This is a genomic window from Methylobacterium sp. GXF4 (assembly GCF_000272495.1).
Lineage (GTDB): Bacteria > Pseudomonadota > Alphaproteobacteria > Rhizobiales > Beijerinckiaceae > Methylobacterium > Methylobacterium brachiatum.
Genome location: NZ_AKFK01000024.1, coordinates 1 through 26,238, shown reverse-complemented (window position 1 = coordinate 26,238; position 26,238 = coordinate 1). Strand labels below are relative to the sequence as shown.

General features: G+C 69.8%; 23 protein-coding genes. 11 read left to right on the top strand and 12 right to left on the bottom strand.

Annotated features, from left to right (window positions below; genetic code table 11):
- The first annotated feature begins 849 nt into the window (after positions 1–849).
- A complete protein-coding gene (locus WYO_RS03860) occupies positions 850–1,518 on the top strand; it encodes a hypothetical protein (protein WP_047170735.1) in 669 nt (222 codons plus the stop codon).
- Between the two features lie 72 nt (positions 1,519–1,590).
- Here the strand turns inward: WYO_RS03860 and WYO_RS03855 are convergent, their stop codons facing one another.
- Both WYO_RS03855 and WYO_RS03850 read right to left on the bottom strand, forming a co-directional pair.
- The gene (locus WYO_RS03855) at positions 1,591–2,049 is read right to left on the bottom strand and encodes a nucleoside deaminase (RefSeq protein ID WP_007559245.1); all 459 of its coding nucleotides are present in this window, start codon (positions 2,047–2,049) and stop codon (positions 1,591–1,593) included.
- Positions 2,050–2,100: 51 nt separating this feature from the next.
- Entirely contained in the window at positions 2,101–3,168 is a 1,068-nt protein-coding gene (locus WYO_RS03850) for a spore photoproduct lyase family protein (protein ID WP_007559243.1), read from the bottom strand.
- Positions 3,169–3,350: 182 nt separating this feature from the next.
- Between WYO_RS03850 and WYO_RS03845 the strand changes: the two genes are divergently transcribed.
- Together WYO_RS03845 and WYO_RS03840 are read left to right on the top strand one after the other, a co-directional pair.
- Positions 3,351–5,378 carry an EAL domain-containing protein gene (locus WYO_RS03845; protein WP_007559241.1) on the top strand — a complete coding sequence of 676 codons (2,028 nt, stop codon included), beginning with the start codon at positions 3,351–3,353 and terminating at the stop codon, positions 5,376–5,378.
- Positions 5,379–5,754: 376 nt separating this feature from the next.
- On the top strand, positions 5,755–6,807 hold the full coding sequence (locus WYO_RS03840) for an acyltransferase (RefSeq protein ID WP_007559239.1): 1,053 nt from the start codon (positions 5,755–5,757) through the stop codon (positions 6,805–6,807).
- Here the strand turns inward: WYO_RS03840 and WYO_RS03835 are convergent.
- From WYO_RS03835 to WYO_RS03825, 3 genes are read right to left on the bottom strand one after another with little or no spacing between them, the layout of a single operon-like run.
- On the bottom strand, positions 6,799–8,277 hold the full coding sequence (locus WYO_RS03835; protein ID WP_007559237.1) for an NAD(P)/FAD-dependent oxidoreductase: 1,479 nt from the start codon (positions 8,275–8,277) through the stop codon (positions 6,799–6,801). The genes WYO_RS03840 and WYO_RS03835 overlap by 9 nt on opposite strands.
- Positions 8,274–9,182, bottom strand: a complete 909-nt coding sequence (locus WYO_RS03830; protein WP_007559235.1) for an alpha/beta hydrolase — start codon at positions 9,180–9,182, stop codon at positions 8,274–8,276. The genes WYO_RS03835 and WYO_RS03830 overlap by 4 nt, the downstream gene beginning before the upstream one ends.
- A 2-nt stretch (positions 9,183–9,184) precedes the next feature.
- On the bottom strand, positions 9,185–10,036 hold the full coding sequence (locus tag WYO_RS03825) for an SDR family NAD(P)-dependent oxidoreductase (protein WP_007559233.1): 852 nt from the start codon (positions 10,034–10,036) through the stop codon (positions 9,185–9,187).
- A gap of 102 nt (positions 10,037–10,138) precedes the next feature.
- On the opposite strand from WYO_RS03825, the gene WYO_RS03820 reads away from it, so the two are divergent.
- Together WYO_RS03820 and WYO_RS03815 are read left to right on the top strand one after the other, a co-directional pair.
- Positions 10,139–10,780: a TetR/AcrR family transcriptional regulator gene (locus tag WYO_RS03820; protein WP_007559231.1), complete on the top strand. Its 642-nt coding sequence runs from the start codon at positions 10,139–10,141 to the stop codon at positions 10,778–10,780.
- Positions 10,781–10,837: 57 nt separating this feature from the next.
- Complete coding sequence (locus tag WYO_RS03815) at positions 10,838–12,085, top strand: nucleoside transporter C-terminal domain-containing protein (protein ID WP_007559229.1); 1,248 nt, start codon at positions 10,838–10,840, stop codon at positions 12,083–12,085.
- A gap of 12 nt (positions 12,086–12,097) precedes the next feature.
- Here the strand turns inward: WYO_RS03815 and WYO_RS03810 are convergent, their stop codons facing one another.
- The 3 genes from WYO_RS03810 to pqqA (WYO_RS03800) all read right to left on the bottom strand — a co-directional run bounded on the left by WYO_RS03810 (position 12,098) and on the right by pqqA (WYO_RS03800) (position 13,549).
- On the bottom strand, positions 12,098–13,132 hold the full coding sequence (locus tag WYO_RS03810; protein WP_007559226.1) for an NAD(P)-dependent oxidoreductase: 1,035 nt from the start codon (positions 13,130–13,132) through the stop codon (positions 12,098–12,100).
- A 158-nt stretch (positions 13,133–13,290) separates the two neighbouring features.
- On the bottom strand, positions 13,291–13,380 hold the full coding sequence (gene pqqA, locus WYO_RS03805) for a pyrroloquinoline quinone precursor peptide PqqA (RefSeq protein WP_007559225.1): 90 nt from the start codon (positions 13,378–13,380) through the stop codon (positions 13,291–13,293).
- 79 nt (positions 13,381–13,459) lie between these two features.
- Positions 13,460–13,549: a pyrroloquinoline quinone precursor peptide PqqA gene (pqqA, locus tag WYO_RS03800; protein ID WP_007559223.1), complete on the bottom strand. Its 90-nt coding sequence runs from the start codon at positions 13,547–13,549 to the stop codon at positions 13,460–13,462.
- A gap of 425 nt (positions 13,550–13,974) precedes the next feature.
- On the opposite strand from pqqA (WYO_RS03800), the gene mgtE reads away from it, so the two are divergent.
- A complete protein-coding gene (gene mgtE / locus WYO_RS03795) occupies positions 13,975–15,345 on the top strand; it encodes a magnesium transporter (protein WP_007559221.1) in 1,371 nt (456 codons plus the stop codon).
- Positions 15,346–15,531: 186 nt separating this feature from the next.
- On the opposite strand, the gene WYO_RS03790 is transcribed toward mgtE, so the two are convergent.
- From WYO_RS03790 to paoA, 4 genes are all read right to left on the bottom strand, one after another.
- Complete coding sequence (locus WYO_RS03790; protein ID WP_007559219.1) at positions 15,532–17,073, bottom strand: AMP-binding protein; 1,542 nt, start codon at positions 17,071–17,073, stop codon at positions 15,532–15,534.
- 95 nt (positions 17,074–17,168) lie between these two features.
- Positions 17,169–19,391 (bottom strand): xanthine dehydrogenase family protein molybdopterin-binding subunit, encoded by a 2,223-nt coding sequence (locus WYO_RS03785; RefSeq protein WP_007559217.1) that lies wholly within the window; start codon positions 19,389–19,391, stop codon positions 17,169–17,171.
- Positions 19,392–19,412: 21 nt separating this feature from the next.
- Entirely contained in the window at positions 19,413–20,387 is a 975-nt protein-coding gene (locus WYO_RS03780; RefSeq protein ID WP_007559215.1) for a xanthine dehydrogenase family protein subunit M, read from the bottom strand.
- Between the two features lie 10 nt (positions 20,388–20,397).
- Positions 20,398–21,048 carry an aldehyde dehydrogenase iron-sulfur subunit PaoA gene (gene paoA, locus WYO_RS03775; protein WP_007559214.1) on the bottom strand — a complete coding sequence of 217 codons (651 nt, stop codon included), beginning with the start codon at positions 21,046–21,048 and terminating at the stop codon, positions 20,398–20,400.
- Positions 21,049–21,252: 204 nt separating this feature from the next.
- On the opposite strand from paoA, the gene WYO_RS03770 reads away from it, so the two are divergent.
- The 5 genes from WYO_RS03770 to WYO_RS03750 form a co-directional block, all read left to right on the top strand.
- On the top strand, positions 21,253–22,083 hold the full coding sequence (locus tag WYO_RS03770; protein WP_007559212.1) for an aldo/keto reductase: 831 nt from the start codon (positions 21,253–21,255) through the stop codon (positions 22,081–22,083).
- 138 nt (positions 22,084–22,221) lie between these two features.
- Entirely contained in the window at positions 22,222–23,232 is a 1,011-nt protein-coding gene (nadA, locus tag WYO_RS03765) for a quinolinate synthase NadA (RefSeq protein ID WP_007559210.1), read from the top strand.
- A gap of 2 nt (positions 23,233–23,234) precedes the next feature.
- Entirely contained in the window at positions 23,235–24,758 is a 1,524-nt protein-coding gene (locus tag WYO_RS03760; protein WP_007559208.1) for an L-aspartate oxidase, read from the top strand.
- The gene (gene nadC / locus WYO_RS03755) at positions 24,755–25,642 is read left to right on the top strand and encodes a carboxylating nicotinate-nucleotide diphosphorylase (protein ID WP_007559205.1); all 888 of its coding nucleotides are present in this window, start codon (positions 24,755–24,757) and stop codon (positions 25,640–25,642) included. Before WYO_RS03760 ends, nadC begins: the two co-directional genes overlap by 4 nt.
- A gap of 280 nt (positions 25,643–25,922) precedes the next feature.
- Positions 25,923–26,238, top strand: a 316-nt coding sequence (locus tag WYO_RS03750; protein ID WP_244424048.1) for a KUP/HAK/KT family potassium transporter, incomplete at its 3' end; no start/stop codon positions are given.

The following is a 26,238-nucleotide window of genomic DNA, read 5'->3' as shown; positions in this document are numbered from 1 at the left end:
AACCCTATGGTGCGGCGCAGAGGCGCCCGTGGATGTGGGGGATTCGGCATGACCCTGCATGGTCTCAGATCCTCGTTTGAGGCCAATGGCGGGTGGTTAATGATTAGTTAGTGCCGGGCTTATAGACGCCAATTAAGGGGCTGACAAGGCGGCGGCTATTTTATTTACCCTGCCTAAACAGGTTAGCTTTGTAAAAAAGTGCATATTGAACGGGGATTAAGCCGCCATAGGCGGGGTTGTCGCGCAAACCTCACGTTCAGTAGTTGATACTGAATCCCCGGCGCAGTCCGTCCGAAACAACGGACCGGACAACAACTTACGCAGCATTCGATTGTGCGCCGCACAAGCGGAATCCGCACAGGCTGCTGGCGGCCTCGAAGCGTGGCCGTGCTGGGTCGGGCGCTCATGGTGCAGCGCCGAACCCCCAAACGAACAACCTGCCAAAACCGTTGCATCGCGAAGGAACAGAAATTCGCGACCCGGCCCGGCGCGCGTCGGACAGCCCTCTTGCGGGGCGCGGGACAGGGCTGAGCGCCGCAGCGCCCCGAAAAAGGGGCCGTTCCAGCAGCGGAGCAAGGGACGACGACGCCCGTATGGCGTCACCGATCGGCGTACCGCCCTGTGCGCGACCGCACCCGGATCGGCTGTACCGGTCGGACGAAAGTGCGAGCCTTCGGCCATATGGCGCATGTCAGCCATGCGAATACCGAATTCGGGCGTGTAGCTCGCTAAAACGTCGCTTTTCACACCGAACTTAAGCCGCGTTATTGCGAATCCGAAAAGGCGCGGCATGTTGCCGATATGAAGAACGCGGGACCCGCCATGTGTCTATCGCGCCGGTACGGGAGCGTGTTTCCGGTCTTTGCGGCGCTGATCGTCTGTATCGCGCCGGCCAAGGCCGATATGCGCATCGATGCCGCCAAGATCACGGCCGGAGACCTGTGGGTCCTGGGCAATACCGGAGAGCCGGACACCGACATCACGCTCGACGGCCGGTTTCCGCAGCGCACCGACAGCCGGGGCGCCTTCGAGTTTCACGTGGTCTATCATCCGGCCACCTGCATCGCGACGCTGCGGACCCCCAAACAGGTGCGCAGCGTCGTCGTGGGCGAATGCGGCCAGCAGGCGCCGGGGCTTCCCGGACCGCCCGGGCCGCGCGGCGAGGCCGGGACCCGGGGCGAGCCCGGTCCTCAGGGGGCGATGGGACCGCCTGGCCCCCCGGGTGCCGAGGGCCCGGTCGGCCCGCCCGGTGAGCGCGGTCCGCCGGGACCGGAGGGGCCCGTGGGCAGCGCCGGGCCGGCAGGTCCGCCCGGACCACGCGGTCCGCAAGGTGTGCCCGGACCGATCGGGAAGGCGGCGCCCCCGAGCCTCGCCGTCAAAGCCAAGCCCTCGCCGACCCGGACGGGCTCGGTGGCCAAGCCCCGCGCGACTCCCCCGCTGCGGGAACCGGCGCCGAGCGCCGACGATACGGCGCCGTCGGACCCCGGAGCGGGAGTTTCCGCAGATGATCGCTACTAGCGTCCGTTGCGCGGGCGTGCCGGTCCGCGGAGATTCCGAGACGCCGCCTTGGAAAATCCCTTCCGACAGGCCTCAGGCCTCGCGTCGCGCCCGCCACGCGGCGTAGGGCGCCGCGCCCGCGGGGCGGATCTGGCTGAGGCGCATCGGCTGTTCGTCCAGGGGGCGGCACAGCTCCGCGTAGATCGCTGCGCTGCCGGCCCCGTGCTCCTCGGCTTCCTCGGCCGAGAAGGCGAAGTAGCCCTCGCGGAAGCCCGCGAGCCGCATCGCCGCATGGCACATCGGGCAGGGGCGGCCGCTCGCATACATCACGCAATCGGAGAGGTCGCGGCTGGCCAGAACCTGGCTGGCCTCGCGCAGCGCCACCATCTCCGCATGGGCGCTCGGGTCGTTGGTGGCGTGCACCGTGTTCGCGGCCCGGACCAGCACGGACCCGTCGCGCACGATGACCGCGCCGTAGGGCGAGCCGCCGGCCCGGACATTCGCCTCGGCCAGCGCGACCGCCTCGCGGATATAGGCTTCGTGCTCGGACATCCCTGCGCCTTTCCCTGAACCCGCGCCCCAACGCGCCGTCGGCCCGGGAGTTCAGAAGGCGTAGCGCACGGTGCAGTACGGCAGGCTCTCGGCCAGCAGGGCCTTGAACCGGGCGAGCCATTTCCCCTTCCAGCCGGTCCGGTAGCGCAGGTTGGTGCCGCCGCCCTCCGAGACCTTCGCCTCCTGGATGTCCGGCCGCCACAGCAGGTCTTCGGCCTTGGGGTGCCAGCCGAGATTGACGTCGTGCAGGCCCGCATTGTGGGTCAGCATGATGATCTCGCATTTGAGCTGGGCCTTGGCGGCGTCCGAGAGCGTGTCGTCGATCTCGGCAAACAGCGCGCGCCAATCCGCCTCCCAGCCCTCGTAGAGGATCACCGGCGAGAAATTGGCGTGGACCTCGTAGCCCGCGGCGACGAAATCGCTGATCGCGGCGATCCGCTCCGGGATCGGGCTCGTGCGCACGTCGACGATCTTGGCGATCCGGGCGGGCATCAGCGAGAACCGGATCCGCGTCTTGGCCTGCGGGTCGTAGGCGAGGAGGTCGCGGTTGACCGCCTTGGTGGCGAAGGAGGCCTTGGCGTTCGGCAGGGTGCGGAAGCGCTCGACCAGGGTGCGCACGCCGGTGCTCACCGCCGCATCGACGGAGAGGTCGCCGTTCTCGCCGATATCGTAGATCCAGTAGGCCGGGTCGATCGTGTCGGGCTCCGGCAGGGGGCCCTGGCGCTCCGCGTGCCGGGCGATCGCCGCGCAGGCCTGGTCCATATTCACGAACAGCGAGATCGGGTTCGAGAAGCCCTTGCGCCGCGGCACGTAGCAATAGGCGCAGGCCATGGCGCAGCCGTTCGAGGTCGAGGGCGCGATGAAATGGGCGCTGCGGCCGTTCGGGCGCATGGTCAAGCCCTTCTTCACCCCCAGCACCAGGGTGGAGCGCTTGATGCGCACCCAATCCTCCACCGAGCCGGCATTGCCGTGAAGCGCCGGGATGTTCCAGTGCGACGGCACGGGGATCCGCTCGGCATCGGGAAAGCGCGACAGGATCTCGTGCCCGATCGGGAACGCGCCGACATTGGGCTCGTGATAGATCGTCCGGATGTCGAGGAGGTCGCTGGTGAGGGCCATGGGGGATCCGGGGCCCGGCGGCGGCCCGGGACCGGATATGGCGCGGCGTGGCGGCACCGGAATGGCTTGCGACGCGGGGTCCCAAGTCCACAGACCGTGGCGGTCGATTCAACCGATCAACACGTTCAACACTCTCTTACGACTCTGGGTGGATAATCGGTGCGCCTCGGATTGGACGCACGATGACGCTTCACGACCTGGAGGGGCGCGCTCCTGGGCTGGCGGCCCCTGGTGCCACGTCCGATGATCCGGATCGCCGGCCGCAGGCGCTTGTCCGTCGGGATCAGCTCGAGGCCGTACGGCGCAGCGTCCTCACCGCTATTCCGGTCAACATGCTGCTGGGGCTCGCCAGCGTGCTGGTGGCGTTCCAGGCGGGCAACGGCCGAGCCGGGCTGATCTGGTACGCGGCCTCGACCGGCGCCAACCTCCTGCGCATCGGCCTGTGCAGGACCGCCTGTCCGGGGCTCGCCCTGACCGCCGCGATGCCCCCCGACATGGCCGCGGAGGCCGCGCGCTCGCTCGACGGGCATCTGCGCGCCTGCACCCTGGCGGCGTTGCTGTCGGGGCTCGTCTGGGCCTTTCAGCCGCTGCTCTGCGCCGGCTACACCTCCGCCCAGACCCTGTTCTACCTCACCATCACCTGCGGCATCACCGCCGGCGCGGTCACGCACGGCACCGCCTATGCCCGGATCCCGGTCTGCTTCATCCTGCTGCCGCTGCTGTCGGTGGCCTATTGCCTGTTCGCCGCCGACGGGTTCGACCAGAGCTGCCTGGCGCTCTGCGTGCTGCTCTATCTGGCCGCCCTGTCGCGGTCGGCGTTCCAGAGCGAGGCGGGTTTTCGCGAGGCGAGCCGGCTGAAGAACGAGGCCACCGCGCTGGCCCGCTCCCGGGCGGACGCGCAGGCCAGCGCCAACGCGCTCATCGAGGAGATGCGCTGGCGCGCGACCCATGACGACCTGACCGGCCTGCTCAATCGCGCCGGCTTCATCCAGCAGGCCGAGGCTCACCGGAACGCCGGGACCGCCTGCCTGCTGCTCCTCGACCTCGACGGCTTCAAATCGGTCAACGACGTCTACGGCCACCAGACCGGCGACCGAGTGCTGGTCGAGGTGGCCCGCCGGCTGCGGACCACCCTGCCGCCGGGTGGCCTGGCCGCCCGGCTCGGCGGCGACGAGTTCGCGGTGCTCTACGATCCCTCGGCGACCGGCGTGACCTACGCGGCCCTGGCCGCCGGCCTCATCGCCGCCATCGCCCAGCCCTTCGACGGGTTCGACGAGGGGCGGGTCGGGGTCAGCATCGGCATTCACGCCGAGCCCGAGCCCAGCCTGATGGAGATGCTGAGCTGCGCCGACGAGGCGCTGTACGCGTCGAAGGCGGTCGGGCGGAACCGCTTCCGCCTGTTCGACGCCGGCCTGCGCAGCTGCCTGGAGATGCGGCGCGACCTGGAGCGCGACCTCTCGCACGCGCTGGTCGAGAACGCCCTCGAGGTCTGGTTCCAGCCGATCTACGCCCTCGATGCCCGAACCCTGGTCGGGCTGGAGGCGCTGGTGCGTTGGCACCATCCGCGCCTCGGTTGGATCTCGCCGCCCGACCTGATCGCCGCGGCCACGACGGCGGGTCTGACCGAATCGCTCCTGCGCTTCATCCTCGATCGGGTCTGCCGGATGATGCAGATCCTGCGTGCCCGGGGGCTCGGCACCGTCCGCGTTGCCATGAACGTGTCGCCCCGGGAGATGGCGCAGATCCCGGTGGACGAGATCGTGATCGAGCGCCTCGTCACCCTGGGCCTGCCGGCCGAGATGCTGGAGATCGAGATCACCGAGGAGACCGCCCTCGATCTCGGCGCGGTGCAGGGCAAGCTGCAGGCCATCTCGCGCGCGGGTATCCGGGTGGCGCTCGACGATTTTGGGATCGGCTATTCGTCGCTGTCCTCGCTCCGCCAGCTGCGGGCCGACCGGATCAAGATCGACCGGAACTTCGTCACCGGGCTCAGCGCCTCCGACGACAAGCGCGGGCTGGTCCTGGCCGTTCTGGGCCTCGGCACGCTGCTCGGGCTCGAGGTGGTGGCCGAGGGCGTGGAGACGCAGGAGGATCTGCAGATGCTGCAATCCATGGGATGCCCGTTCCTGCAGGGCTATCATCTCGGGCGGCCCAGCCCAGTCCAGGATCTCGAAGCCGTCTTGTTCGCCCAGCAGCCGCAGGCGGCCTGAGGCGGGCGGGTCGGAACGCTTGGCGGACGCCGTTGGCGCGCCCGGTGCGGCGCTGCCTTCCACGAGCAAAGCAACGCCGAGGTGCTTCCTCGCGGTCGTCGAGTCGTGGAAGGGGCCGCAACCTCCTGGGGAGGGTCCTGATCTCACACCACGTCGCCGAAGTGGCGCGATCGATGTGCGCGTGTCAAAGCCGTGCCGGAACAACTGAAGAGCGTATCCTTTTCATCAACACAACCGGTAGGCGCGCCAGCATGCAGAGGGCCGCTGCTGTCTAAAGATGCGACATTTTAACAGAATTCACAGCGTAGATTACTTGACATGGCTCTGACTTGATTGCTTAAGAGGATTGATATTTTATTAAATAGAGTTCTATGCCATGGCCTCTGAGGTGCGATATGAGATCCTCGACGGGCTCAGAGGGGCCGCTGCAGTCGGGGTCATGATCTTTCATTTCTCCATCATCGGGCTCCCGCTCGCACCGCATGGCTATCTGGCGGTCGATTTCTTCTTCGTCTTGAGCGGCTTCGTCCTTTCCCACGCTTACGCCGCGCGGCTCGACGCGATGCCGCTGGTCGATTTCATGCGCCTGAGGCTGATTCGGATGCTTCCGCTCAGCGTGCTCGGGCTGTCCATCGGAAGCTTATATTTCCTGGTTAGATTTTATACTCAGAATTATTCGCAATACAGCGTGTTCGATATCGTCGGCGGAACGGTGTTCAACACGGCCCTGCTGCCGAAGCCGTGGTCCAGCCCGGCTCCGACGGATACGATCTTCACGACCAATACGCCGTTATGGTCATTGTCGCTCGAGATCCTGATGAACCTCGTTTGGGCGGCGTTCTTTTATAAGGCGCGGTCCTGGATCTTGCTGATCGTTGCGCTCGTATCCGCCGTCGCCATCTACGCTTTCGCCCTTGAGAATGGCTCGGCCGATCTCGGCGCGACGTGGCCCACCTATCCGGGCGGTCCCGCCCGGGCGGGATTCGGGTTCTTCATCGGTGTCGTTCTGTGGCGATACCGGCCTGAGCCCGACAAGGGTGGCTTTCTGCCGGAGATTGCGGCGGTGCTGCTCATCGCCGTTCTGTTCGTTCCGGACGTCGGCCCGTTATTCGATGTGTTTGCGATCCTCTTTCTGCTGCCCGCGATCATCTATCTCGCAGCCGGCTCGGATTATCGCAAGGAACGGGCGCTGTTTCGGGCCGCGGGCGGGTTGTCCTATCCCCTGTATGCCATCCATGTCCCGATGCTGCACTTTATGGTCGGCTCGGTGAAGATCCTCCACATGGAGAATCGTCCGGTCTTTGTCGCCGTGCTCGCCGCGCTTCTCTGCACCGGGACGGCCTACGCGCTGGATCGGTTGTATGATCGCCCGATACGCAGGGTGTTGACGCGGGCCTTGGCCTCCGACCGCCCGCGACCTCTAACCTAGCCGGTAATCCGCCATCCGCGCCCGCCGCGCGCTGCGGCGGTAGGCCATCACCGAGTCGGGCCACAGGGTCGTGTTGCGGCCTTGGGCATCGAGGTACCAGCTGCGGCAGCCGCCGGCCTGCCAGATGCTGTCGGCCAGCCGGGTCCGGATCCGATCGAGGAACCGGGCCTGCGCCTCTGGGCGGACCTCGATCGCCCGGGCGCCGCCGCGCAGTGCCGCCAGGCAATCGAGGACATGCCGCACCTGGATCTCGATCATCGCGATGATCGAGTTGTGCCCGAGCCCGGTATTGGGTCCGAGCAGCATGAAATAGTTCGGGAATCCCGCGACCGTGATGCCCTGATAGGCGCCCATCCCGTCGGACCAGGCCTCCGCGAGGCGCCGGCCGTCGCGACCGACGAGGTTCATCCGGGCGAAGCTGCCGGTGACGTCGAAGCCGGTGGCGTAGACGATCACGTCGAGAGCGTGCGCCCGGCCGTCCGCGGTAGTGACGCCGGCCTCCGTGATCCGGGCGATGTCGCCGGTCTCGAGGGTCACGTTCGGGCGCTGGAGAGCCGGGTAATATTCGTCGGAGATCAGGACGCGCTTGCAGCCGAGGCGATAGTTCGGCGTCAGCTTGGCCCGCAGGGCGCGGTCCGGCACCGCCTTGGCGAGGTGGTGGCGGGCCAGGCCCTCGGCCTGCTTGGTCAGTTTCGAGACTTTGGTGAAGCCGAAGAACGCACGCAGCTCGTGCAGCCAGAACAGGCGCGCCCGCTCAAGCCGCCGGAGGACCGGCAGGCGCCGGTAGCGCGCCTTGGTGGAATCCGCGATGGCGTGATCGTGCTTCGGCATGATCCAGGGCGGCGTCCGCTGGAACAGGGTCAGGTGGCCGGCGGCCTTGGCGATCTCCGGCACGACCTGGATGGCACTCGCCCCGGTGCCGATCACCCCGACGCGCTTGCCCGCCAGATCGACGGAATGGTCCCACGTCGCCGTGTGGAAAGCCGCACCCGCGAAGGCGTCCCGGCCGGGCAGGTCGGGATAGGCCGGATGGTGCAGGCCGCCCATGGCGGAGACGATCGCCCGGGTCGTGATCGACCCGCGATCGGTCTCGACATGCCAGAGCGCGCGCGCCTCGTCCCAGGTCGCACCGGAGAAGGCGGTGCCGAGCTGAATCAGGGGCATCAGCCCGTGGCGCTCGGCGGTCTCGCGCAGATAGGCCTGGATCTCCGGCTGCGGGGCATACATCCGCGTCCAGTCGGGCTTGGGGGCGAAGGACAGGGAATAGAGGTGCGAGGGCACGTCGCAGGCCGCGCCCGGATAGGTGTTCTCGCGCCAAGTGCCGCCGATATCCGCGGCCTTCTCGATCACCCGCATCGGACCGATCCCGGCCTGCCGGCAGCGGATCGCCATGGCGAGACCGGAGAAGCCGGCGCCGACGATCAGGACTTCCAGGGGCTCGGCGGCGGGCTCGGTCGCAGGGGCCTTCATCGCGGCGAACTCCCCGATCCGGCCGCGTTCTGCGGCGCGTGGGCCTTGAGGAAGGCGGCGGCCTCGCCGAGCGAGGTCCGCGCCTCCGGGAGCATATGGGCAGCGAACTGCCAGGCATGGGCCACGACCGGGAAGAGCTTCAGCTCGGTCACGACCCCGGCCGCCCGGGCCTTCTCGGCCATGCGGATCGAGTCGTCACGCAGGACCTCGCGCTCGCCCACGTGGAACAGCAGGGGCGGGTAGCCGGTCGGATCGGCGAAGATCGGCGAGATCCGCGGATCGGCCGGGTCGGCATCGCCGAGATACATCGTGCGGATCACCGCCAGCGCCCCGGGGTCGAACATCGCGTCCCGCCAGGCATTGGTGCGCCGCGATCCGTCCTCGGAGACGAAGTCGGTGGCCGGCGAGAACAGGGCGGCCGCCCAGGGCATCGGCAGGCCGCGGGCGCGCGCCTCGCCGATCAGCACCAGGGCCATGTTGGCGCCCGCGGACTCGCCGGCGACGCAGGCCGGCCCCTCGGCGCTGAACGCCTGCCAGACCGCTATCACGTCCTCCACGGCGGCCGGGAACGGATGCTCGGGGGCGAGGCGGTAATCGGGGACGAAGAGCGTGAAGCCGCGATTGGCCAGCGCGCCGGTCACCGGCCGATGGGTGCGCGGCGAGCAGGCGATGAAGCCGCCGCCATGGATGTAGAGCATCCGCAGACCCGATCCGGATTTCGGCCGGACCCATTCCCCCCGCACTCCGCCCAACGTGCCGGGCTCGTAGGTGACGCCCTTCGGGTCGGGGAAGGCCGGCGCCTCGAAGATGCGGCGGAAGGCGGCCGCGTCCCGGGCCTTCGACAGGGGGCCGCGCACTTTGTTGCGGACCATCCAGGTGCCCAGATAGGCGCGTAGGCTCGCCATGCTCAGACCTTCCCGCCGGACAGGCGCACGATCGTCTTCCAGTAGCCCACCGGCATCAGGCGCTGGATCAGGGCCGCGCTGCGCGCATCCTTGCCGATCAGGATGCGCGGCTGGCGACGCTCGATCCCCTGGATGATCGTGGCCGCGGCCTCCTCGGGCGAGAGCGTCAGCAGCTTGCCGAACGCCTCGCGCGCCTTCTCGTCCTCCACCCGGGCGCGCTCGGCGGCCTCCGGGTCCGTGGGCGGGCGCGGGCTGCGGGCGCTGCGGGCGATGGCAGTGGCGACGCCGCCGGGATGAACCACCGTGACCCCGAGCCCGGTGCCGGCATATTCGTGCCGCAGGGCCTCGGTGAAGCCGCGCACGGCGAACTTGCTGGTCGCGTAGGCGACCTGGCCGGGCGGCGCGATCAGCCCGAACAGGCTCGACAGGTTGACGATCTGGGCCGCCGGCCGGGCACGCAGCATCGGCAGGAAGGCGTGGCACATCCGCACGACGGCGCGCAGGTTGATGTCCATCAGCCACTCGAAATCGTCGAGATGCGTCTCGTCGAACCGCCCGCCCAGCGCGACGCCGGCATTGTTGATCAGGACGTCGAGGCGGCCGAAGCGCGCCTCGGCCCAGTCCGGGAGCGTCTGGATGGCCTCGGCGTCGGTGAGGTCGAGGACCCGGGTCTCCACGGCGGCACCGGCTGCGCGGGCCTTGCCGGCGACGGCCTCGAGGCCCGCCGCGTCCCGGTCCACCAGCAGGAGGCTGCAGCCCTTGGCCGCCAAGCCCTGCGCCAGGGCGGCGCCGATGCCGCTCGCCGCGCCGGTGAGGAGCACGACCGCGCCCGCGAGTTGGAGTTTCTGGGCCAAGCCTCACCTCCCGTTCCGCCGAGCTTGCCCGACGACGCCATGGGGATAGCCCCGGCCGCGCGGATTGTCTAGGGTGGATACCCTAAAGCGGATTCGGGGATCATGCTGACAGGCGACAGCCGCAGGGGGCGAGGGGGCGACGGCCCGGAACGGCCCACGGGGACACGCGAGAAGATTCTCGCGCAGAGCCTCGCGCTGTTCAACGCCCGCGGCCTGGGCCGGGTCACCACGGCGGAGATCGCCGCGGCATCCGGGATCCGGGAAGGCAATCTGCAATACCATTTCCCGCGCAAGAGCGGGCTGGTGGAGGCGCTGTTCACCGCCTTCGAGGTCGAGGCCGAGACGGTGGCCGGGCGCATGCCGGCCGACCCCGCCGCCCCGGAGGCGCTGCTCGCCTATCAGCGGGGCTGGTTCGACCTGATCTGGCGCTATCGCTGCATCTACCGGGACGGGATCGCCATGGTGGAGATTGCCCCGGCGCTGCGCCCGCGGGTCCATGCCCTGCGGGCGCGGACGCAGGCGCTCGCCCGCGGCGTGTTCGAGGCGGCGGTTCGGGCCGGGCGGCTGCGGATCGCGCCGGATGCCCTGGGGCGGCTGATCGACAACGCCTGGATCGTGTCGAGCCACTGGATGAGCCACCGGCTCCAGGGCAGCACCGAGCTGACCCAGGCCGATCTCGACTGGGGCTTCGCGCAGGTCAGCGACCTGTTCGCTCCCTACCTCGTGATGGACAACCCGGATTGACGGGCCGGTTGGCCCGAACCTTCCATCCGGCGGTCAAGCTCGGACCCGAAGGATGCGATGCCCGACCGCCTGATCCATGCCGGCCTCTCCATCCTGCTGCTGCTGGCGATCGCCGCCCTGTGCTCCAACAACCGCCGGGCGATCCGCCCCCGGGTCGTGCTCGCCGCCCTGGCGCTGCAGGTCGGGCTCGGCGCGCTGGTCCTGTTCCTGCCCGCCGGGCAGGCCGCGCTGAAGGCCGCCGCGGACGTCGTGGTGACGGGGCTCTCCTACGGTGACCGCGGCACCGCGTTCCTGTTCGGCGGGCTGGTCGAACCGAAGATGTTCGAGCTGTTCGGCGGCTCGGGGTTCATCCTGGCCCTGCGGGTTCTGCCGCAGATCCTGTACGTCTCGGCGCTGATCGGGGTCCTGTACCATGTCGGCGTGATGCAGGTGCTCGCCCGGGGGCTCGGCGCGGTGCTCCGGCGGATCCTGGGCACCTCGCCGATCGAATCCTTCTCCGCGGTTATCACCATCGCCATCGGCCAGAGCGAGATCGCGGTGGCGTTGCGCCCGTTCCTGCCGCTGCTCACCGGGGCGGAGCTGTTCGCCGTGATGGCGAGCGGCGCCTCCTCCACCGCCGGGTCGATCCTGGCGGGCTACGCAGCGCTCGGCGTGCCGATGACCTACCTGCTGGCCGCCTCCGTGATGGCGATCCCCGGGGGCCTGCTCTACGCCAAGATCCTGATGCCCTCGGTCGAACCGACCCGGATCGCCACCACCCGGGTGGAGTTCGGCGAGATCCGGGCGGCCAACATCATCGAGGCGGCCGCCGACGGCACGCAGAAGGGCCTCGCGGTCGCGGTCTCGGTGGGCGCGATGCTGATCGCCTTCGTGGGCCTCATCGCCTTGGCGAACGGGATCGTCGGCTATGTCGGGGGCCTCGCCGGTTACCCGGCGGCGTCGATCGAGGGCGTGCTCGGCTGGGCGCTCGCGCCGCTCGCCTGGCTGCTCGGCGTGCCCTGGGAGAACGCGGCGCTGGTCGGCGGCGCGATCGGCCAGAAGATCGCCTTCAACGAGTTCCTCGCCTACGCCAACCTGTCGCCGACCCTGAAGGCCGAGACCCTCGACCCGCGTTCCCAGGCGATCGTCTGCTTCGCCCTGTGCGGCTTCGCCAACTTCGCCTCGATCGCGATCCAGCTCGCGAGCTTCTCCAGCCTGGTCCCCGAGCGGCGCGCCGAGGTCGCCCGCTACGGGCTGCGCGCGATCCTGGCCGGGACTCTGGCGAACCTCACGAGCGCGGCGATCGCCGGGATGTTCGTGGCCTGAGGGGCGGGGGCGTCAGCGGCCGAAAGCGTAGCGTTCCAGCCCGACCTCTTTCGGAGACAGGTAGGTCGGGTCGTGCGCGAAGGGCAGGGCGCGCCCGTCCCGCAACGCCTCCAGGATCTCGGCGAATCCGCTCCGGCAGCGGAAGCCGAGCGCCGTTTCGGCGAGACGCGAATCGTAGACCCGGCCGATGCTGGCCGGCAGCGTCCAGCCTCTCCGGGCGTAGAGCTCCGCGGCGTCGGGGAAGTGACGCGCGATGACGGATGCGGCGTCCCGCTTGAGGTCTCCTGCCTCGGCACGGTCGAACGGTGTCTGTGCGCAGAGGAGGAACAGGCCGAACCCGATCTCGGGGGCCCGCAGCAGCGCCGCGACGTGCCCCTCGGCGGCGTCCTCGACGGTCAGGCGCCGGTTCAGGAACTCGTTGGCCTTGAGGTTCTCGCCGCACAGCACCCGGTGCGTGTCGTCCTCCTCCGGGAAGAACCGGGCGGTGCGCAGGACCACGCAGGCCAGCCCGTACTCCGCGGCGTAGAGGCGGCACAGGCCTTCGGCCGCGAGCTTGGTCACCCCGTAGATGTTGCGCGGCGCCAGCGGCCCGCTGGTCTCGTCCAGCCAGATTGCGGCCTCGCCGGCCTCGTCGCGGATCGCCTGGCTGATCATCAGCGAGGTCGTGGAGGTGAACACGAAACGGTCGTTGCCGGCTGAGACTGCCGCCTCGAGCAGGTTCAGCGTTCCCGTGACGTTGCTGTCGATGAAGGCCTGCGCCGGGTAGCGCACGATGTCGGGCTTATGCAGGGCGCCGGCATGGATCACGGCCTCGATCCCGCGATCGAACGCCCGGCTGACGGTGCCGCGATCCGCCACGGAGCCGACCAGATCGGTCTCGGGCCCGGGGGCTACGTCGAGGCCGGTCACCCGATGGCCGACGGCGCGCAGGCGCGGGGCGAGGAACCGGCCGAGCCAGCCGGAGGAACCGGTGAGCAGGACGTGCATGGCCCGACCCTTGGGGACCGGCGCTCCCGCGTCGGGGATCGCCGGGACATGTGGAAGCATCCGGCAAGGCTTCCGCCGTCAGCGACCGCCCGGGATGAGATCGCGCGAAGAAATCCGATCCCGCGCAGGTGATCAAGATCGTCCGCCGGGCCAGCGCGCACAAAAAAGGCGCCGCTTCGTGTGAAGCGGCGCCCGAAACCATCCGGTGGATGGATGTCTCAGTTGAACGTGTCGATCTCAGCCGACTCGTAGCTGGTGACTTCCATGCCGACGCAGATTTCGGAAACGACGGGAGCGGACCAGGCCATGTTTTCCTCCAGAAAATGAACGATGGGACGATGACGACGACAATCCCCGGATCATTCAGCGACCCGGGGCGGAGTCGACTTAGTTGAAGGTGTCGATCTCAGCCGACTCGTAGCTCGTGACTTCCATGCCGACGCAGATCTCGGACACGATCGGGGCAGACCAAGCCATGGCGTTTCTCCTCGCTGTTGATGAGGATCATATAGGCAATATCTTGGGCGCAATACAAGCGAGCACAACACTTATATTTCTCATATGGACGCCGCCCGGCCCGGCCGCGGCCTTCCGGCAACGCTGCCGCGCCGTCGTGCACGAGGCCCGGGATGGGGGCCGGTTTCGGCTTGACGGATTTTTCCCGCAGGGGCACGAGGCAGCCGCGCGGGGCGTCCATCCGGGGGCGCCGCGCTCCCTTTCAGCATCGACCAGCGAAGCGACGTGCCAGACCGATCGTGCCTGCCGTGCCCGGCGACGCGCCGTCATCCCGCCTGAGCCGCTGAGAGGCCCGGCCGCGGGGTGAGCGGCGTGGCTCACCGGTCGCGGCCCTGAGAACCAGCAAGACCGGCGGCGCGCCGTCTCGTCACCCGAGAGGCGAGGCCATGAACGAGATCGCCCCCATCGACGCGCGCGTCGACCCGTCCGTGCTGGCCGCACGCCTGTCGGACGAGCGCGCCCCCGACATCGTCGAGGCCCTGAACGAGGAGGCCCCCGAGGTCGCCGCGGCGATCATCCTCGGCCTGCCGATGGAGCGGGCGATCGAGGTGCTCGACCAGCCGGAGCTCGACTGCGCGGCCGACATCATCGAGATGCTGCCGCGCGACCGGGTGGCCGCCTACCTCTCGGGCATGTCGGCCGACCGAGTGACGGACGTGTTCCGCGAGATCGAGGAGCCCGGCCGGTCCGACCTGCGCGCCCGCCTCGACGCCGAGACCCGCGGCGCGGTCGATCGCCTGTCGGCCTACGGCGAGGAGACGGTCGGCTCGCTGATGACCACCGAGTTCGTCACGGTGCCGGGCACCTGGACGGTGGGCCAGACGCTCGAGCACATCCGGCACGTCGAGAAGACCCGCGAGACCATCTACGCGATCTTCGTGCTCGACCCGCGCACCCGGGCGCTGACCAAGGCCGTGCCCCTGCGCCGGCTGATCTCGGGCGATCCGAACGACAACGTGCTCAGCGTCGCCCCCGGCCGCCGGCCGCTGGCCGTCTCGCCCACGGCGAGCCGCGAGGAGGCCGCCCGGCTGATCTCGAAATACGACCTGCTGGCGCTGCCGGTGGTCGACGCGGTCGGCCACGTGATCGGCATCGTCACGGTGGACGACATGATCGACGCCATGGTCGAGAAGCAGACCCAAGACGTGCAGCGCTTCGGCGGCATGGAGGCGCTGCCCGAGCCCTACATGGATATCGGCTTCTTCACGATGATCCGGAAGCGCGCCGGCTGGCTCTGCGCGCTGTTCCTGTCCGAGATGCTCACCGCCTCGGCCATGCAGGGGTTCGAGGGCGAGCTGGAGAAGGCGATCGTCCTGACCCTGTTCATCCCGCTGATCATGAGCTCGGGCGGCAATTCCGGCTCGCAGGCGACCTCGCTGCTGATCCGGGCGCTGGCCCTGCACCAGATCCGTCTGAGCGATTGGTGGCGGGTGGCCCTGCGCGAGCTGCCCACCGGCATCGTGCTGGGCAGCATTCTCGGGATCATCGCGGTGATCCGGATCGTCGCCTGGCAGAAATTCGGCCTCTACGATTACGGCGAGCACTGGCCGCTGGTCGCAGCCACGGTCGGCGCGGCCCTGGTCGGCATCGTGATGTTCGGCTCGCTCGCCGGCTCGATGCTGCCGTTCATCCTCCAGCGGATCGGCTTCGACCCCGCCACCGCCTCGGCCCCGTTCGTGGCGACCCTGGTCGATGTCACCGGGCTGGTGATCTACTTCTCCGTGGCGCTGCTGATCCTGCGGGGGACGCTCCTCTAGGGACGCGGTTCCCGTTGGGCCCGGAAGCGCGGGGCAGGCAGATCAAGCCACAATGTCATGCCGGCCTTCGCTCCTCGGTCCCGGTGTGACAGGCTGGATGTTTGCGCGCCGTGCACAACGTCCCGCGTCCTGAGCGTCCCAGGTCTCGATGAGCGATCGCTCACTCTGCGGATTGAGGATGCGGCCTCACCCCAAAGCCTCGACCAGACGCTTGCGCTGCACCTTGCCGTTGGCCGTCCGGGGCAGGGTGTCCAGAAAGCGGATCTCCCGCGGGCGCTTGTAGGCGGCCAGCCGGCTCTCGCACCAGGCGAGCAGGTCCGCCGCGTCGGGCTCGGCGCCGGGCTGGAGCACGACGAAGCCGCAGATGACCGAGACGTCGGCGCGCACCGGCAGCTCGGCCACCCCGACCTCCGCCACGGACGGGTGGGCGGCGAGGACGATCTCGACCTCGTTCGGCGAGACCCGGTAGCCCATGGCCTTCATCAGGTCGTTGTTGCGGCCCTCGAACCAGAGGTAGCCGTCCGCATCGAACCGGGCGAGGTCGCCGCCGACGAACCAGTCGCCGCGCATCACCTCGGCCTCCTCGTCGGGACGGTTCCAGTAGCCGAGCATCAGCGCCGGCTCCGAACGGTGGACGGCCAACAGCCCGGTCTCGCCGGCGGGCAGCGGTTCGGGCGGCCCCTCCACCGGCAGGATCGCCACGCGCCGCCCGGGCTGCGGCCGGCCCGGGGAACCCGGGCGGACCGGGATGGTCGGGCCGCTGGAGATGTAGGTCGAGATCTCGCTCATCCCGAGCGCCTCGTAGAGCGGCTTGGCCGTCGCCCGGGTCCAGGCCTCCAGCAGCTCCACCGACAAGGGCTCGCCGGCGGTGCAGCCGTGGCGCAGGCTCGACAGGTCGTGCCGGGCGAGGGCGCCGTATTTCAGGATCTGGCGGTAGAGGGTCGGGACCGCGGCGAACAGGGTGGCGCCGTATGCCGCGATCAGGCGCGGCCAGACCGCGGGGTCGCGGGGGCCGTTGTAGAGCACCGCGGTGGCGCCCACCGACCACGGATCGCTCAGGCCCACCCCCAGCGTGTAGGTCCAATTCATGGTACCGGCATGGAGCATCACGTCGGATTCGGTGAGCCCGAGCCAGTGCGCGACCATCGGCCAGCGGCCGAAGGCGGCCCGGTGGGCGTGCAGCACGCCCTTGGGCCGGCTGGTGGTGCCGGAGGTGTAGATCAGCATCGCCGGGTCGTCAGCGGCGGTGTCGGCGTAGTCGGGCAGCGCCGGGCCGGCTTTCAGGGCGGCGATGGCGGCGGCGTCAAGCAGCAGGCGGCCGCCCAGGGCCTCGGGCGGGACCGTGCAGCCGCCGCCGACCACGATCGCCGCCGCGCCGGAATTCTCCATCAGGAACGCGGCCTCGCCCTCGGTCAGCTGCGGCGAGGACGGCAGCGCCACGAGGCCCGCCGCCAGGGCGCCGAAATAGACCAGGACGTAATCGGCCTCGTTGCTCATCCGGATCATCACCCGGTCGCCTTGCTTCAGCCCGAGGCCGAGCAGGCCCGCCGCGATGCTGCGCACAGCGCGGTCGACCGCGGCGAAGCTGAGCCGGCTCTCGGTTCCGTCGCCGACCAGCACCAGGGCAGTCTTGTCGGGGCGCAGCCGCGCATTCTCGGCCAGGCAGTACCGGGCCGCGTTGAAGCGGGCCGGCGGGTGGCGGTCGTGGGGCCGGAGGGCGTCGGACAAAGGGCGTTCCCCGTGGTCTAGGGTTTTGCCCGGGTGTCCCGCATCGGCGCCGCGCCCGTCAACCGTGGGTGGGGCCGGTGCCGATGCGATGCGCGTCAGGTTCGGCGCTGGGCCTGGCCCTCCTGCTCCTCGAAACCCTTGAGCACCTTGTCGAGGGTCATCGGGTACTCGCGGATCCGGATGCCGGTGGCGTTGTGGATCGCGTTGGCGAGCGCCGCCCCGGCGCCGCAGATGCCGAGTTCGCCGAGACCCTTGCTCTTGAGCGGGTTCGCCTTGTCGTCGAGTTCCGGCAGGAACACCGCGTCGATCGCCGGGATGTCGGCATGGACCGGCACATGGTACTCGGCCATGTCGTGGTTGACGAAGAAGCTGTAGCGGGAATCGACCACCGCATCCTCCATCAGCGCCGCACCGACGCCGAAGGTCATGCCGCCGATCGCCTGGCTTCGCGCCGTCTTCGCGTTGAGGATGCGGCCGCCGGTGAATACGCCCAGCATTCTTCGCAGCCTGATCTCGCCGGTATCGGCGTCGACACCGATTTCTGCGAAGTGAGCGCCGTAGGAGTACTGCGAGAATTTCTGCTTCATCTCGCCCGGCCTGATCTCGCCGGTCGCCTCCAGGCCGTTATTGGCGAGGTCGGTCAGGGTTTCTGTCCGGTTCCCGGACGTCACGGCCCCGTCCCGGAAGGTCGCGCCCTCCGGGTTGAGATCGCCCGCCTTCAACAGCGCCTCCCGCAAATTCTCGCAGGCGACGTAGAGCGCCGAGCCCGACGAGCCGGCGCCGAACGAGCCGCCGGAGCCGGCCGCGAACGGGAAATCGGTATCGCCCATCTCGACCCGCACCCGCTCGGGGGGCAGGCCCAGCATCTCGCCGGCGATCTGGGTCAGGATCGTGTAGGTGCCGGTGCCGGGATCGGTCATCGCCATGCGCACGACCAGCACCCCATCCGGTCCCAGCCGCACCTTGGCGGCGGATGGCATCAGCGGGTTGAGCCGGGCGGCCGCCGACATGCCCATGCCGACGAGCCAATTGCCCTCGCGGCGGTTGCCCGCCGCCTGCCGCTTGTCCCAGCCGAACAGGCGGGCACCCTCGCGCATGCAGGGCACGAGCTGGCGGGTGGAGAACGGCACCTTCTTCTCGGGATCCTCAGCGGGCTCGTTGCGCACCCGCAGCTCGATCGGATCGATCTTCAGGTGCTCGGCCAGCTCGTCCATGGCGCATTCGAAGGCGAGCTGACCCACGGCCTCGCCCGGCGCGCGCATCGATGACGCGATCGGCATATTCAAGTTGACGAGCCGGTGGCGCGTCACCCGGTTCTGCGCCGCGTAGAGCGAGCGGGTGACGTTGGCGGAGGTCTCGAAGAAGCCGTCGCCCTCGGCGGTGTCGGACCAGGATTCGTGGCTGATCGCCGAGAGCTTTCCGTCCTTGTCGGCGCCGAGCCGGATCCGCTGGATCGTGTCGGTGCGGTGGGTCGCAACGTGGAATTCCTGCTGCCGGGTCAGCGCGACCTTCACGGGCCGCTGGATGACCTTGGAAGCCAGGATCGCCAGGGTCGCCTCCGGCTGGACCTGCAGCTTCGCCCCGAAGCCGCCGCCGATATAGGGGCTGACGATCCGGACCTTCTCGGGGGCCAGCTTGAGCACCGACCCCAGCGCCTTCTGGCCGCGGTTCGGCATCTGGTTGGAGGTGTACAGCACCACGCCGTCGCCCTCCCAGGAGGCGATCGTGGCGTGCGGCTCCATCTGGGCGTGGATCTGCGGCGGCGTCGTGTACTCCACGTCGAGCTTCACCGGGGCCGCCGCGAAGGCCGCGTCGAAATCGCCGAGCTTGGAATCCGGGGGCGAGTTCATGGGCTTCGGCTCGTAGGCCGCCGCCATGTTGTCCTTCAGCAGCGCCCTGGGCTTGGCCGCGTCGTACCGGACCTTGACCAGCATCGCGGCGGCCCGGGCCTGCTCGAAGGTCTCGGCGACCACGAAGGCCACGGGCTGACCGTAGAACCTGATCTCGGTGCCCTGGAGCTGCGGCCAGACCTGCTCCTTCTTCTCGCCCTGCTCGGGCACGTTCTCGTGGGTCAGGACCAGGATCGTCCCCGGGGCCCGGCGGGCGGCCTCGGCGTCGATGGCCTGGATCGTTCCGGCCGCGATGGAAGCCGGCACGATGTAGCCGTAGGCCGGGTTCTTCAGGGCCCGGGTCTCGTAGGCGTAGGGGGCGTGCCCGGTGACCTTGAGCGGACCCTCGACGCGGTCCAGCGGCTTGCCGACGAGGCCGTCGGGCCGGTCGTCGAGGGGCGTCCGGCCGATCGGCTGGTTCATCTCCATGGGATTGGTCCTTGCTGGATTTTACGCGCGGGTCGCCTGCGCCATGACGGCGCGCAGGGTCCGCCGCGTCAGCGGGATCTTGAAGTCGTTGGCGCCGTAACCGCGGGCGCCCTTCAGAGCGGCGTCGGCGGCGGCATCGGCGGAGCCGGTCCGCACCAGCGCCTCCTCGGCCTCGGCCACGCGCCAGGGCTTGTGCGCCAGGCCGCCGAAGGCGAGCCGCGCGGCGGTAGGCTTGCCGCCCTCGGCACCTGTGATGATTGCGGCCACCGACACGGTCGCGAAGGCGTAGGAGGCCCGGTCGCGGACCTTGCGGTAGATGTGCTGGCCGGCCACCGGCTTCGGCAGCGTCACCGCGGTGATGATCTCGCCCTTGCGCAGGTCGGTCTCGATCTGCGGCGTGTCGCCCGGCAGCCGGTGGAAGTCGGCCATCGGGATGGTCCGCGCCTGCCCGGCCGGATCGACCGTCTCGACGGTGGCGTCAAGCGCGCGCATGGCGACGTTCATGTCGGACGGGTTGGTGGCGATACAGGCCTCGCTCGTGCCGAGCACCGCCATGATCCGGTTGAACCCGCCGATTGCCGAGCAGCCCGAGCCGGGCTCGCGCTTGTTGCAGGGCATGGCCGTGTCGTAGAAATAGTAGCAGCGCGTCCGCTGCAGCAGGTTGCCGGCGGTGGTCGCCTTGTTGCGCAGCTGGCCGGAGGCCCCCGCGAGCAGGGCCTTGGCCAGCACCGCGTAATCCTTGCGCACCCGCGGGTCCGCGGCGAGGTCCGCGTTGCGCACGAGGGCACCGATCCGCAGGCCGCCCTCCGGCGTCGCCTCGACCTTGTCGAGCGGCAGCCGGTTGACGTCGATCAGCGTCGCCGGGGTCTCGATCTGAAGCTTCATCAGGTCGAGCAGGTTGGTGCCGCCGGCGATGAACTTCGCGTTCGGCCGCTCGGCCGCGAGCTTGGCCGCGTCCTGCACGGTGGCGGGACGCTCGTAGGTGAAAGCCTTCATGTCCGCCCCCTCAGAGGTTGCTGGCGGCGGTATCGCGGATCGCCGCGACGATGTTCGGGTAGGCGCTGCAGCGACAGATGTTGCCGCTCATCCGCTCGCGGATTTCGGCGTCGCTGAGGCTCGGCTGTGACGCGATGTCCTCCGTCACGGCGCTCGGCCATCCGGCCTTGGCCTCGCTCAGCATGCCCACCGACGAGCAGATCTGGCCGGGTGTGCAGTAGCCGCACTGGAAGCCGTCATGCTCGATGAAGGCCGCCTGCATCGGATGGAGCGTGTCGCCGGTCGCCAAGCCCTCGATCGTCGTGATCGCGTCGCCCTCGTGCATCGCCGCAAGCGTCAGGCAGGAATTGATCCGCCGGCCGTCCACCAGCACCGTGCAGGCACCGCATTGACCATGGTCGCAGCCCTTCTTGGTGCCGGTGAGGGCGAGGTGCTCGCGCAGGGCGTCCAGGAGGGTCGTGCGGGTGTCGAGGATCAGGTCACGCGGCTGGCCGTTGATCGTCAGGCGCACCGGCATGGTCTGCGCGGCGGGATCGCCGGGGGCCGCCGCGGCGGGGGCCGGGCGCAAGCCGAGGGCGCCCAGCGCGCCGGCGGCCGCGCAACCTTCCACGACGGCGCGCCGTGTCAGGGCGAACGGCCTCGTCGGTATCTCGTCAGTCATGCTGCTATCCCGCCCATGCGCGACGCTCACGGCGCGGCGCAGCCTGGAATCCAATGTCCCAACGTCAGCGTCTGCGGATTAGATCCGGTCCAGACTGCGCCCGTTCATCGCGGCCCCGCTGGCGCGGTCGAACGGCCGGCCCTGGTCGATCACCGGGCCCGATCCAGGTGAAGCGGTCGGAACACGCGTTTGGGAGTTCTCAGTATGGCCGTCACCGTCCCGACCCTGCCCCTCAACGACGGGCGCCACATTCCGCAGATCGGCTTCGGCTGCTGGCAGCTCTCGGACGCGCAGGCGCCCGAACTCGTCGGTCACGCGCTTCAGGCCGGGTATCGGCTGATCGACACCGCCGCCGCCTATGGCAACGAGGAGGGCGTCGGGCGGGGGATCCGCGAGGCTCAGGTGCCGCGCGCGGATGTCTTCCTGACCACCAAGCTGTGGAATGATCGGCAGGGCCGCGATGCGGCGCGCAAGGCCTTCGACGAGAGCCTGAAGCGCCTCGGGCAGGATTATGTCGACCTCTATCTGATCCACTGGCCGTGTCCGCAGCGGCGGCTGTTCGTGGATACGTGGCGGACGCTGATCGAGCTCCGCGACGAGGGCCGCGCCAAGTCGATCGGCGTCTCGAACTTCACGCCGGAGCACATCGCCGCGCTGATCGGCGAGACCGGCGTCGCGCCTGCCGTCAACCAGATCGAGTTGCATCCGCGCTTCCAGCGCGCGGAGCCGCGGGCCGACGATGCCCGTCGCGGCATCGTGACCGAATCCTGGAGCCCGCTGGGGCAGGGCAAGGAGCTGAACGATCCGGTGATCGTCGCCATCGCCAAGGCCCACGGCATGAGCCCGGCCCAGGTGGTGCTGCGCTGGCAGGTGCAGATCGGCTGCGTGGCGATCCCGAAGACCGCCCGGCCCGAGCGCATCGTCGAGAACGTCTCGGTGTTCGACTTCGTGCTCAGCGACACCGAGATGACGCAGATCGCCGCCCTCGACCGGCCGGATGGGCGGATCGGACCGGATCCCGCGACCTTCTGCTGAGCGCAACGCCCTTCGGCGGCGCAGCATAACACCGCGTCGCAAAAGATTTATGCTCAAGGCTAGCATATCTAGACAGACGGATCCGGCGCCCATAAGTTAGACGGCACAATGCTCAAACTGAGCATAATGGAGGACGCCATGACGGCGACCGTGTCACCCGTCTCTCGCACGTCGGCTCCGGGCCTGCCGCTGCCGGATCTCTACGCCCGTGTCAGCCGCCACATCCCCGCGATCGAGTGGCCGGCGCTCGCCCCCGATATCGAGGCGATCCTGCGGCTGAAGCGTGAGCGCAATGCCGTGATCCTGGCGCACAATTACCAGGCGCCGGAGATCTTCCACACGGTGGCCGACATCGTCGGCGACAGCCTGGCTCTGGCCCGGGAGGCGGTGACCGTCGATGCCGACGTCATCGTCCTGGCGGGCGTCCACTTCATGGCCGAGACCGCCAAGCTCCTGAACCCGGGCAAGACCGTGCTGATCCCCGATATGGGCGCGGGCTGCTCGCTGGCCGATTCGATCACGGCCGCCGACGTGCGCGGCCTCCGGGCCAAGTACCCCGGCGTGCCGATCGTGACCTACGTGAACACCTCCGCCGCCGTGAAGGCCGAATCGGACCTGTGCTGCACCAGCGGCAACGCCGTCGCTGTGGTGCGGTCGCTGAACGCTCCCCGGGTCCTGATGATCCCGGACGAGTTCCTGGCCCAGAACGTCCAGGCCGAGGTGCCCGAGGTCGAGATCCTGACCTGGGCCGGGCATTGCGAGGTGCACGAGCGCTTCACGCCCGGCGACATCCGCGACGTGCGCGACAGCTATCCCGGCGTCACGGTGATCGCGCATCCGGAATGCCCGCCGGACGTCGTCGCCGAATCGGACTTCTCCGGCTCGACCGCGATGATGATGGATTTCGTGCTCCAGAAGCGCCCGAGCCAGGTCGTCCTCGTGACCGAGTGCTCCATGGCCGACAACATCGCGGCCGCGAATCCGGATATCGAGTTCATCAAGCCCTGCAACATGTGTCCGCACATGAAGCGGATGAGCCTCGGCAACATCCGTCGCGCCCTCGAGACGATGACCCACGAGGTCACCGTCGATCCCGCTCTGGCCGACCGCGCCCGGGCGGCGGTCGAGCGCATGCTGCTGGTGCGCTGACGATGAACGCCGTCTCTCCCAACACGGCCGACCGCGTCGTCGTGGTCGGCGGCGGCGTCGCCGGCCTCAGCGTCGCGCTGCGGCTCGCCCCGCGTCCCGTGACGCTGATCACCACCTCGGCCCTGGGACTCGGCACCGCCACGGGCTGGGCGCAGGGCGGCATCGCCGCCTCGGTCGGGGCCGACGATGCCGCCGCGCTCCACGCCGCCGACACCGAGGCCGCCGGTGCTGGGCTGACCGAGCCCGACGTGGCGCTCCGGGTCGCCCAGGCCGGGCCGGAGCTGATCGACTGGCTGGTGCGGATCGGCGTCCCGTTCGACCGCGCCGAGGATGGTGCCTTGGCGCTGGGTCTCGAGGCCGCGCATGGCCGGCGCCGTATCGTCCGCTCCGGCGGCGACGCCACCGGCGCCCGGGTTCTGGAAGGCCTGGTGCGGGCGGTCCTGTCCGCCCCCTCCGTCGAGGTGGTCGAGGCCCGCGCCTGCGGCCTGCTGCGGGACAAGAACGGCGCGGTGGCCGGCATCGTGGCCGAGCGCGACGGCGCCCGGTTCCGGATCCCGGCCCGCGCCGTGGTGCTGGCCACCGGCGGCGTCGGCGCCCTCTACGCGGCCACGACGAACCCGCCCGGCGCCGTCGGCGGCGGCCTTGCGCTGGCCGCCCGCGCCGGGGCGGTGATGCGCGACATGGAGTTCGTGCAGTTCCACCCGACCGCCATCGCGGCCGGCGCCGACCCGATGCCGCTGGCCACCGAGGCCCTGCGCGGGGAGGGGGCCCGGCTGATCGACGAGACCGGCGCGGCCGTCATGGCCGGGATCGCGGGTGGCGACCTCGCCCCGCGCGATGTGGTCGCCCGCGGCATCTTCCAGGCACTCCAGCGCGGCCGCACGGTCTATCTCGATACCCGCGGCGCCCTCGGAGCCGCGATGCCGGTGCGCTTCCCGACCGTGGCGGGCCTGTGCGCCGCCGCCGGCATCGACCCGGCCGTCCAGCCGATCCCGGTCCGCCCGGCGGCGCACTACCATATGGGCGGGGTGAAGGTGGACGCGCATGGCGCCACCTCGGTGCCGGGCCTCTATGCCTGCGGCGAGGTCGCTTCGACGGGGCTGCACGGCGCCAACCGGCTCGCCAGCAATTCTCTGCTGGAGGGGCTGGCCTATGCCGGCTTCATCGCCGACGCCCTGGACGCCCCGCTCCCGGGCGCGATCGTGCCCGAAACGGCGGCGCCCCGGTCAGTCGCCGACCTGCCGGCGATCCGCAGGCTGATGGAGGCAAAGGTCGGCGTCGTGCGCAACGCCAACGGCCTCGCCGAGGCGGTGTCGGCCCTCGAGCCCCGCGCGGACCAGTGCGACGCCGCCCTGGTGGCGCTGATGATCGCCCGGGGCGCACTCGCCCGCCAGGAGAGCCGCGGCGCCCATTGGCGCAGCGATTTCCCCCACACCGCCCCGGCGGCGCACACCGAGACGACCCTCGCCGCGCTGAAGGCCGAGCACCGCGAGACCATCGAAGCTGGGACGGAGCTGACGCCATGACGCAACCGGTCCTGACGCAATCGGTCCTGACGGCAGAGATCCTGCCCCTGCCGCGGCTCCTGGTGGAGCCGGTGGTGCGCGCCGCCCTGGTCGAGGATCTCGGCCGGGCCGGCGACATCACCACCGATGCCATCGTGCCGCCCGGCGAGCGGATGCGCGGCGTGATCGCGTCCCGGCAGGCCGGCGTCATCTCCGGCACCGACGCCGCGTCCATCGCCTTCGCGCTGATCGATCCGGCCGTGACCGTCACAGTCGAGCGCGGCGACGGCGCCCGCGTGTCGCCCGGCGACGTCGTCCTGCGCCTCGAAGGGCCGGCCCGGGCGATCCTGACCGCCGAGCGCGTCGCCCTGAACCTGCTGTGCCGGATGTCCGGCGTCGCCACGGCGACGAACGGCCTCGTCGAGGCGGCCCGCCCGCACGGCAAGGCCTCGATCGTCTGCACCCGCAAGACCACCCCGGGCCTGCGCGCCCTCGAGAAGCACGCGGTCCGGGCCGGCGGCGGCTCCAACCACCGCTTCGGCCTCGACGACGCGGTGCTGATCAAGGACAACCACGTGGCGGTGGCCGGCGGCATCGTGCCGGCGATCGAGCGCGCCCGGGCCCGGGCCGGCCACTTGGTCAAGATCGAGTGCGAGGTCGACAGCCTCGACCAGCTGGAAGAAGCCCTCTCGATCGGGGTCGACGCAGTCCTCCTCGACAATATGGGCCCCGACCTGCTGACCCGCGCCGTCGCGATGATCGACGGCCGCGCCCTCTCGGAGGCCTCCGGCCGCATCACCCGCGAGACCGTGGGCGCGGTGGCGGCCTCGGGCGTCGATCTGATCTCCTGCGGCTGGATCACCCATTCGGCGGCGATCATCGACCTGGGCCTGGACGCCGCCTGAGACAGAAGACTCCCTCCCCGTATTCGGGGAGGGGGCAACGAGCTTCATTCCAATGTCATCGGGTTCGGGTGACAAGTCTTCGCCGCGTTCGCGGCGGTGAGGGATTAAGTCTTCCGCCCCGCATCCGGCTTGCTAAGGTCGCGCACGACAGTGCCGCCATCGACCGGATACGCCCGTGCGCCAAGCCCTGAGTTCCGCGGCTGCTCCGGCGGTCACCCTGCCCGCCGCGCCGGTGGCGCGAAAACCCGGCGCCGTCCGGCACGGGCCCGGCCCGGCGCTCATGCTCGGGGCGCTGGGCGTCGTCTACGGCGATATCGGGACCAGCCCGCTCTACGCCTTCAAGGAGGCCGTGAAGGCGGCGACCGCGGGCGGCGCCGCGGTGCCGGCGGCGGCGCTGGGGGCGGTGTCCCTGATCCTGTGGTCGCTGATCCTGATCGTGTCGCTGAAATACGCGGTGTTGATCCTGCGCGCGGACAACCGGGGGGAGGGCGGCATCGTCGCCATGCTGGCCCTGCTCGGCGCCCGGCAGGCGCGGCCGGGGACCTGGAAAGCCGTGCTGCTGGTGGTCGGGCTGGTCGGCGCGGCCCTGCTCTACG

Bases quoted from the DNA above. Each gene is read 5' to 3' on its own strand.
- WYO_RS03770 (WP_007559212.1), top strand. From the start codon at position 21,253: ATGGCCGTCACCGTCCCGACCCTGCCCCTCAACGACGGGCGCCACATT.
- pqqA (WP_007559223.1), bottom strand. From the start codon at position 13,549: ATGGCTTGGTCTGCCCCGATCGTGTCCGAGATCTGCGTCGGCATGGAA.
- paoA (WP_007559214.1), bottom strand. From the start codon at position 21,048: ATGACTGACGAGATACCGACGAGGCCGTTCGCCCTGACACGGCGCGCC.
- WYO_RS03850 (WP_007559243.1), bottom strand. From the start codon at position 3,168: ATGGCCCTCACCAGCGACCTCCTCGACATCCGGACGATCTATCACGAG.
- mgtE (WP_007559221.1), top strand. From the start codon at position 13,975: ATGAACGAGATCGCCCCCATCGACGCGCGCGTCGACCCGTCCGTGCTG.
- WYO_RS03815 (WP_007559229.1), top strand. From the start codon at position 10,838: ATGCCCGACCGCCTGATCCATGCCGGCCTCTCCATCCTGCTGCTGCTG.
- WYO_RS03760 (WP_007559208.1), top strand. From the start codon at position 23,235: ATGAACGCCGTCTCTCCCAACACGGCCGACCGCGTCGTCGTGGTCGGC.
- WYO_RS03835 (WP_007559237.1), bottom strand. From the start codon at position 8,277: ATGAAGGCCCCTGCGACCGAGCCCGCCGCCGAGCCCCTGGAAGTCCTG.
- WYO_RS03810 (WP_007559226.1), bottom strand. From the start codon at position 13,132: ATGCTTCCACATGTCCCGGCGATCCCCGACGCGGGAGCGCCGGTCCCC.
- WYO_RS03780 (WP_007559215.1), bottom strand. From the start codon at position 20,387: ATGAAGGCTTTCACCTACGAGCGTCCCGCCACCGTGCAGGACGCGGCC.
- nadC (WP_007559205.1), top strand. From the start codon at position 24,755: ATGACGCAACCGGTCCTGACGCAATCGGTCCTGACGGCAGAGATCCTG.
- pqqA (WP_007559225.1), bottom strand. From the start codon at position 13,380: ATGGCCTGGTCCGCTCCCGTCGTTTCCGAAATCTGCGTCGGCATGGAA.
- WYO_RS03840 (WP_007559239.1), top strand. From the start codon at position 5,755: ATGGCCTCTGAGGTGCGATATGAGATCCTCGACGGGCTCAGAGGGGCC.
- WYO_RS03785 (WP_007559217.1), bottom strand. From the start codon at position 19,391: ATGGAGATGAACCAGCCGATCGGCCGGACGCCCCTCGACGACCGGCCC.
- WYO_RS03820 (WP_007559231.1), top strand. From the start codon at position 10,139: ATGCTGACAGGCGACAGCCGCAGGGGGCGAGGGGGCGACGGCCCGGAA.
- WYO_RS03845 (WP_007559241.1), top strand. From the start codon at position 3,351: ATGACGCTTCACGACCTGGAGGGGCGCGCTCCTGGGCTGGCGGCCCCT.
- nadA (WP_007559210.1), top strand. From the start codon at position 22,222: ATGACGGCGACCGTGTCACCCGTCTCTCGCACGTCGGCTCCGGGCCTG.
- WYO_RS03830 (WP_007559235.1), bottom strand. From the start codon at position 9,182: ATGGCGAGCCTACGCGCCTATCTGGGCACCTGGATGGTCCGCAACAAA.
- WYO_RS03855 (WP_007559245.1), bottom strand. From the start codon at position 2,049: ATGTCCGAGCACGAAGCCTATATCCGCGAGGCGGTCGCGCTGGCCGAG.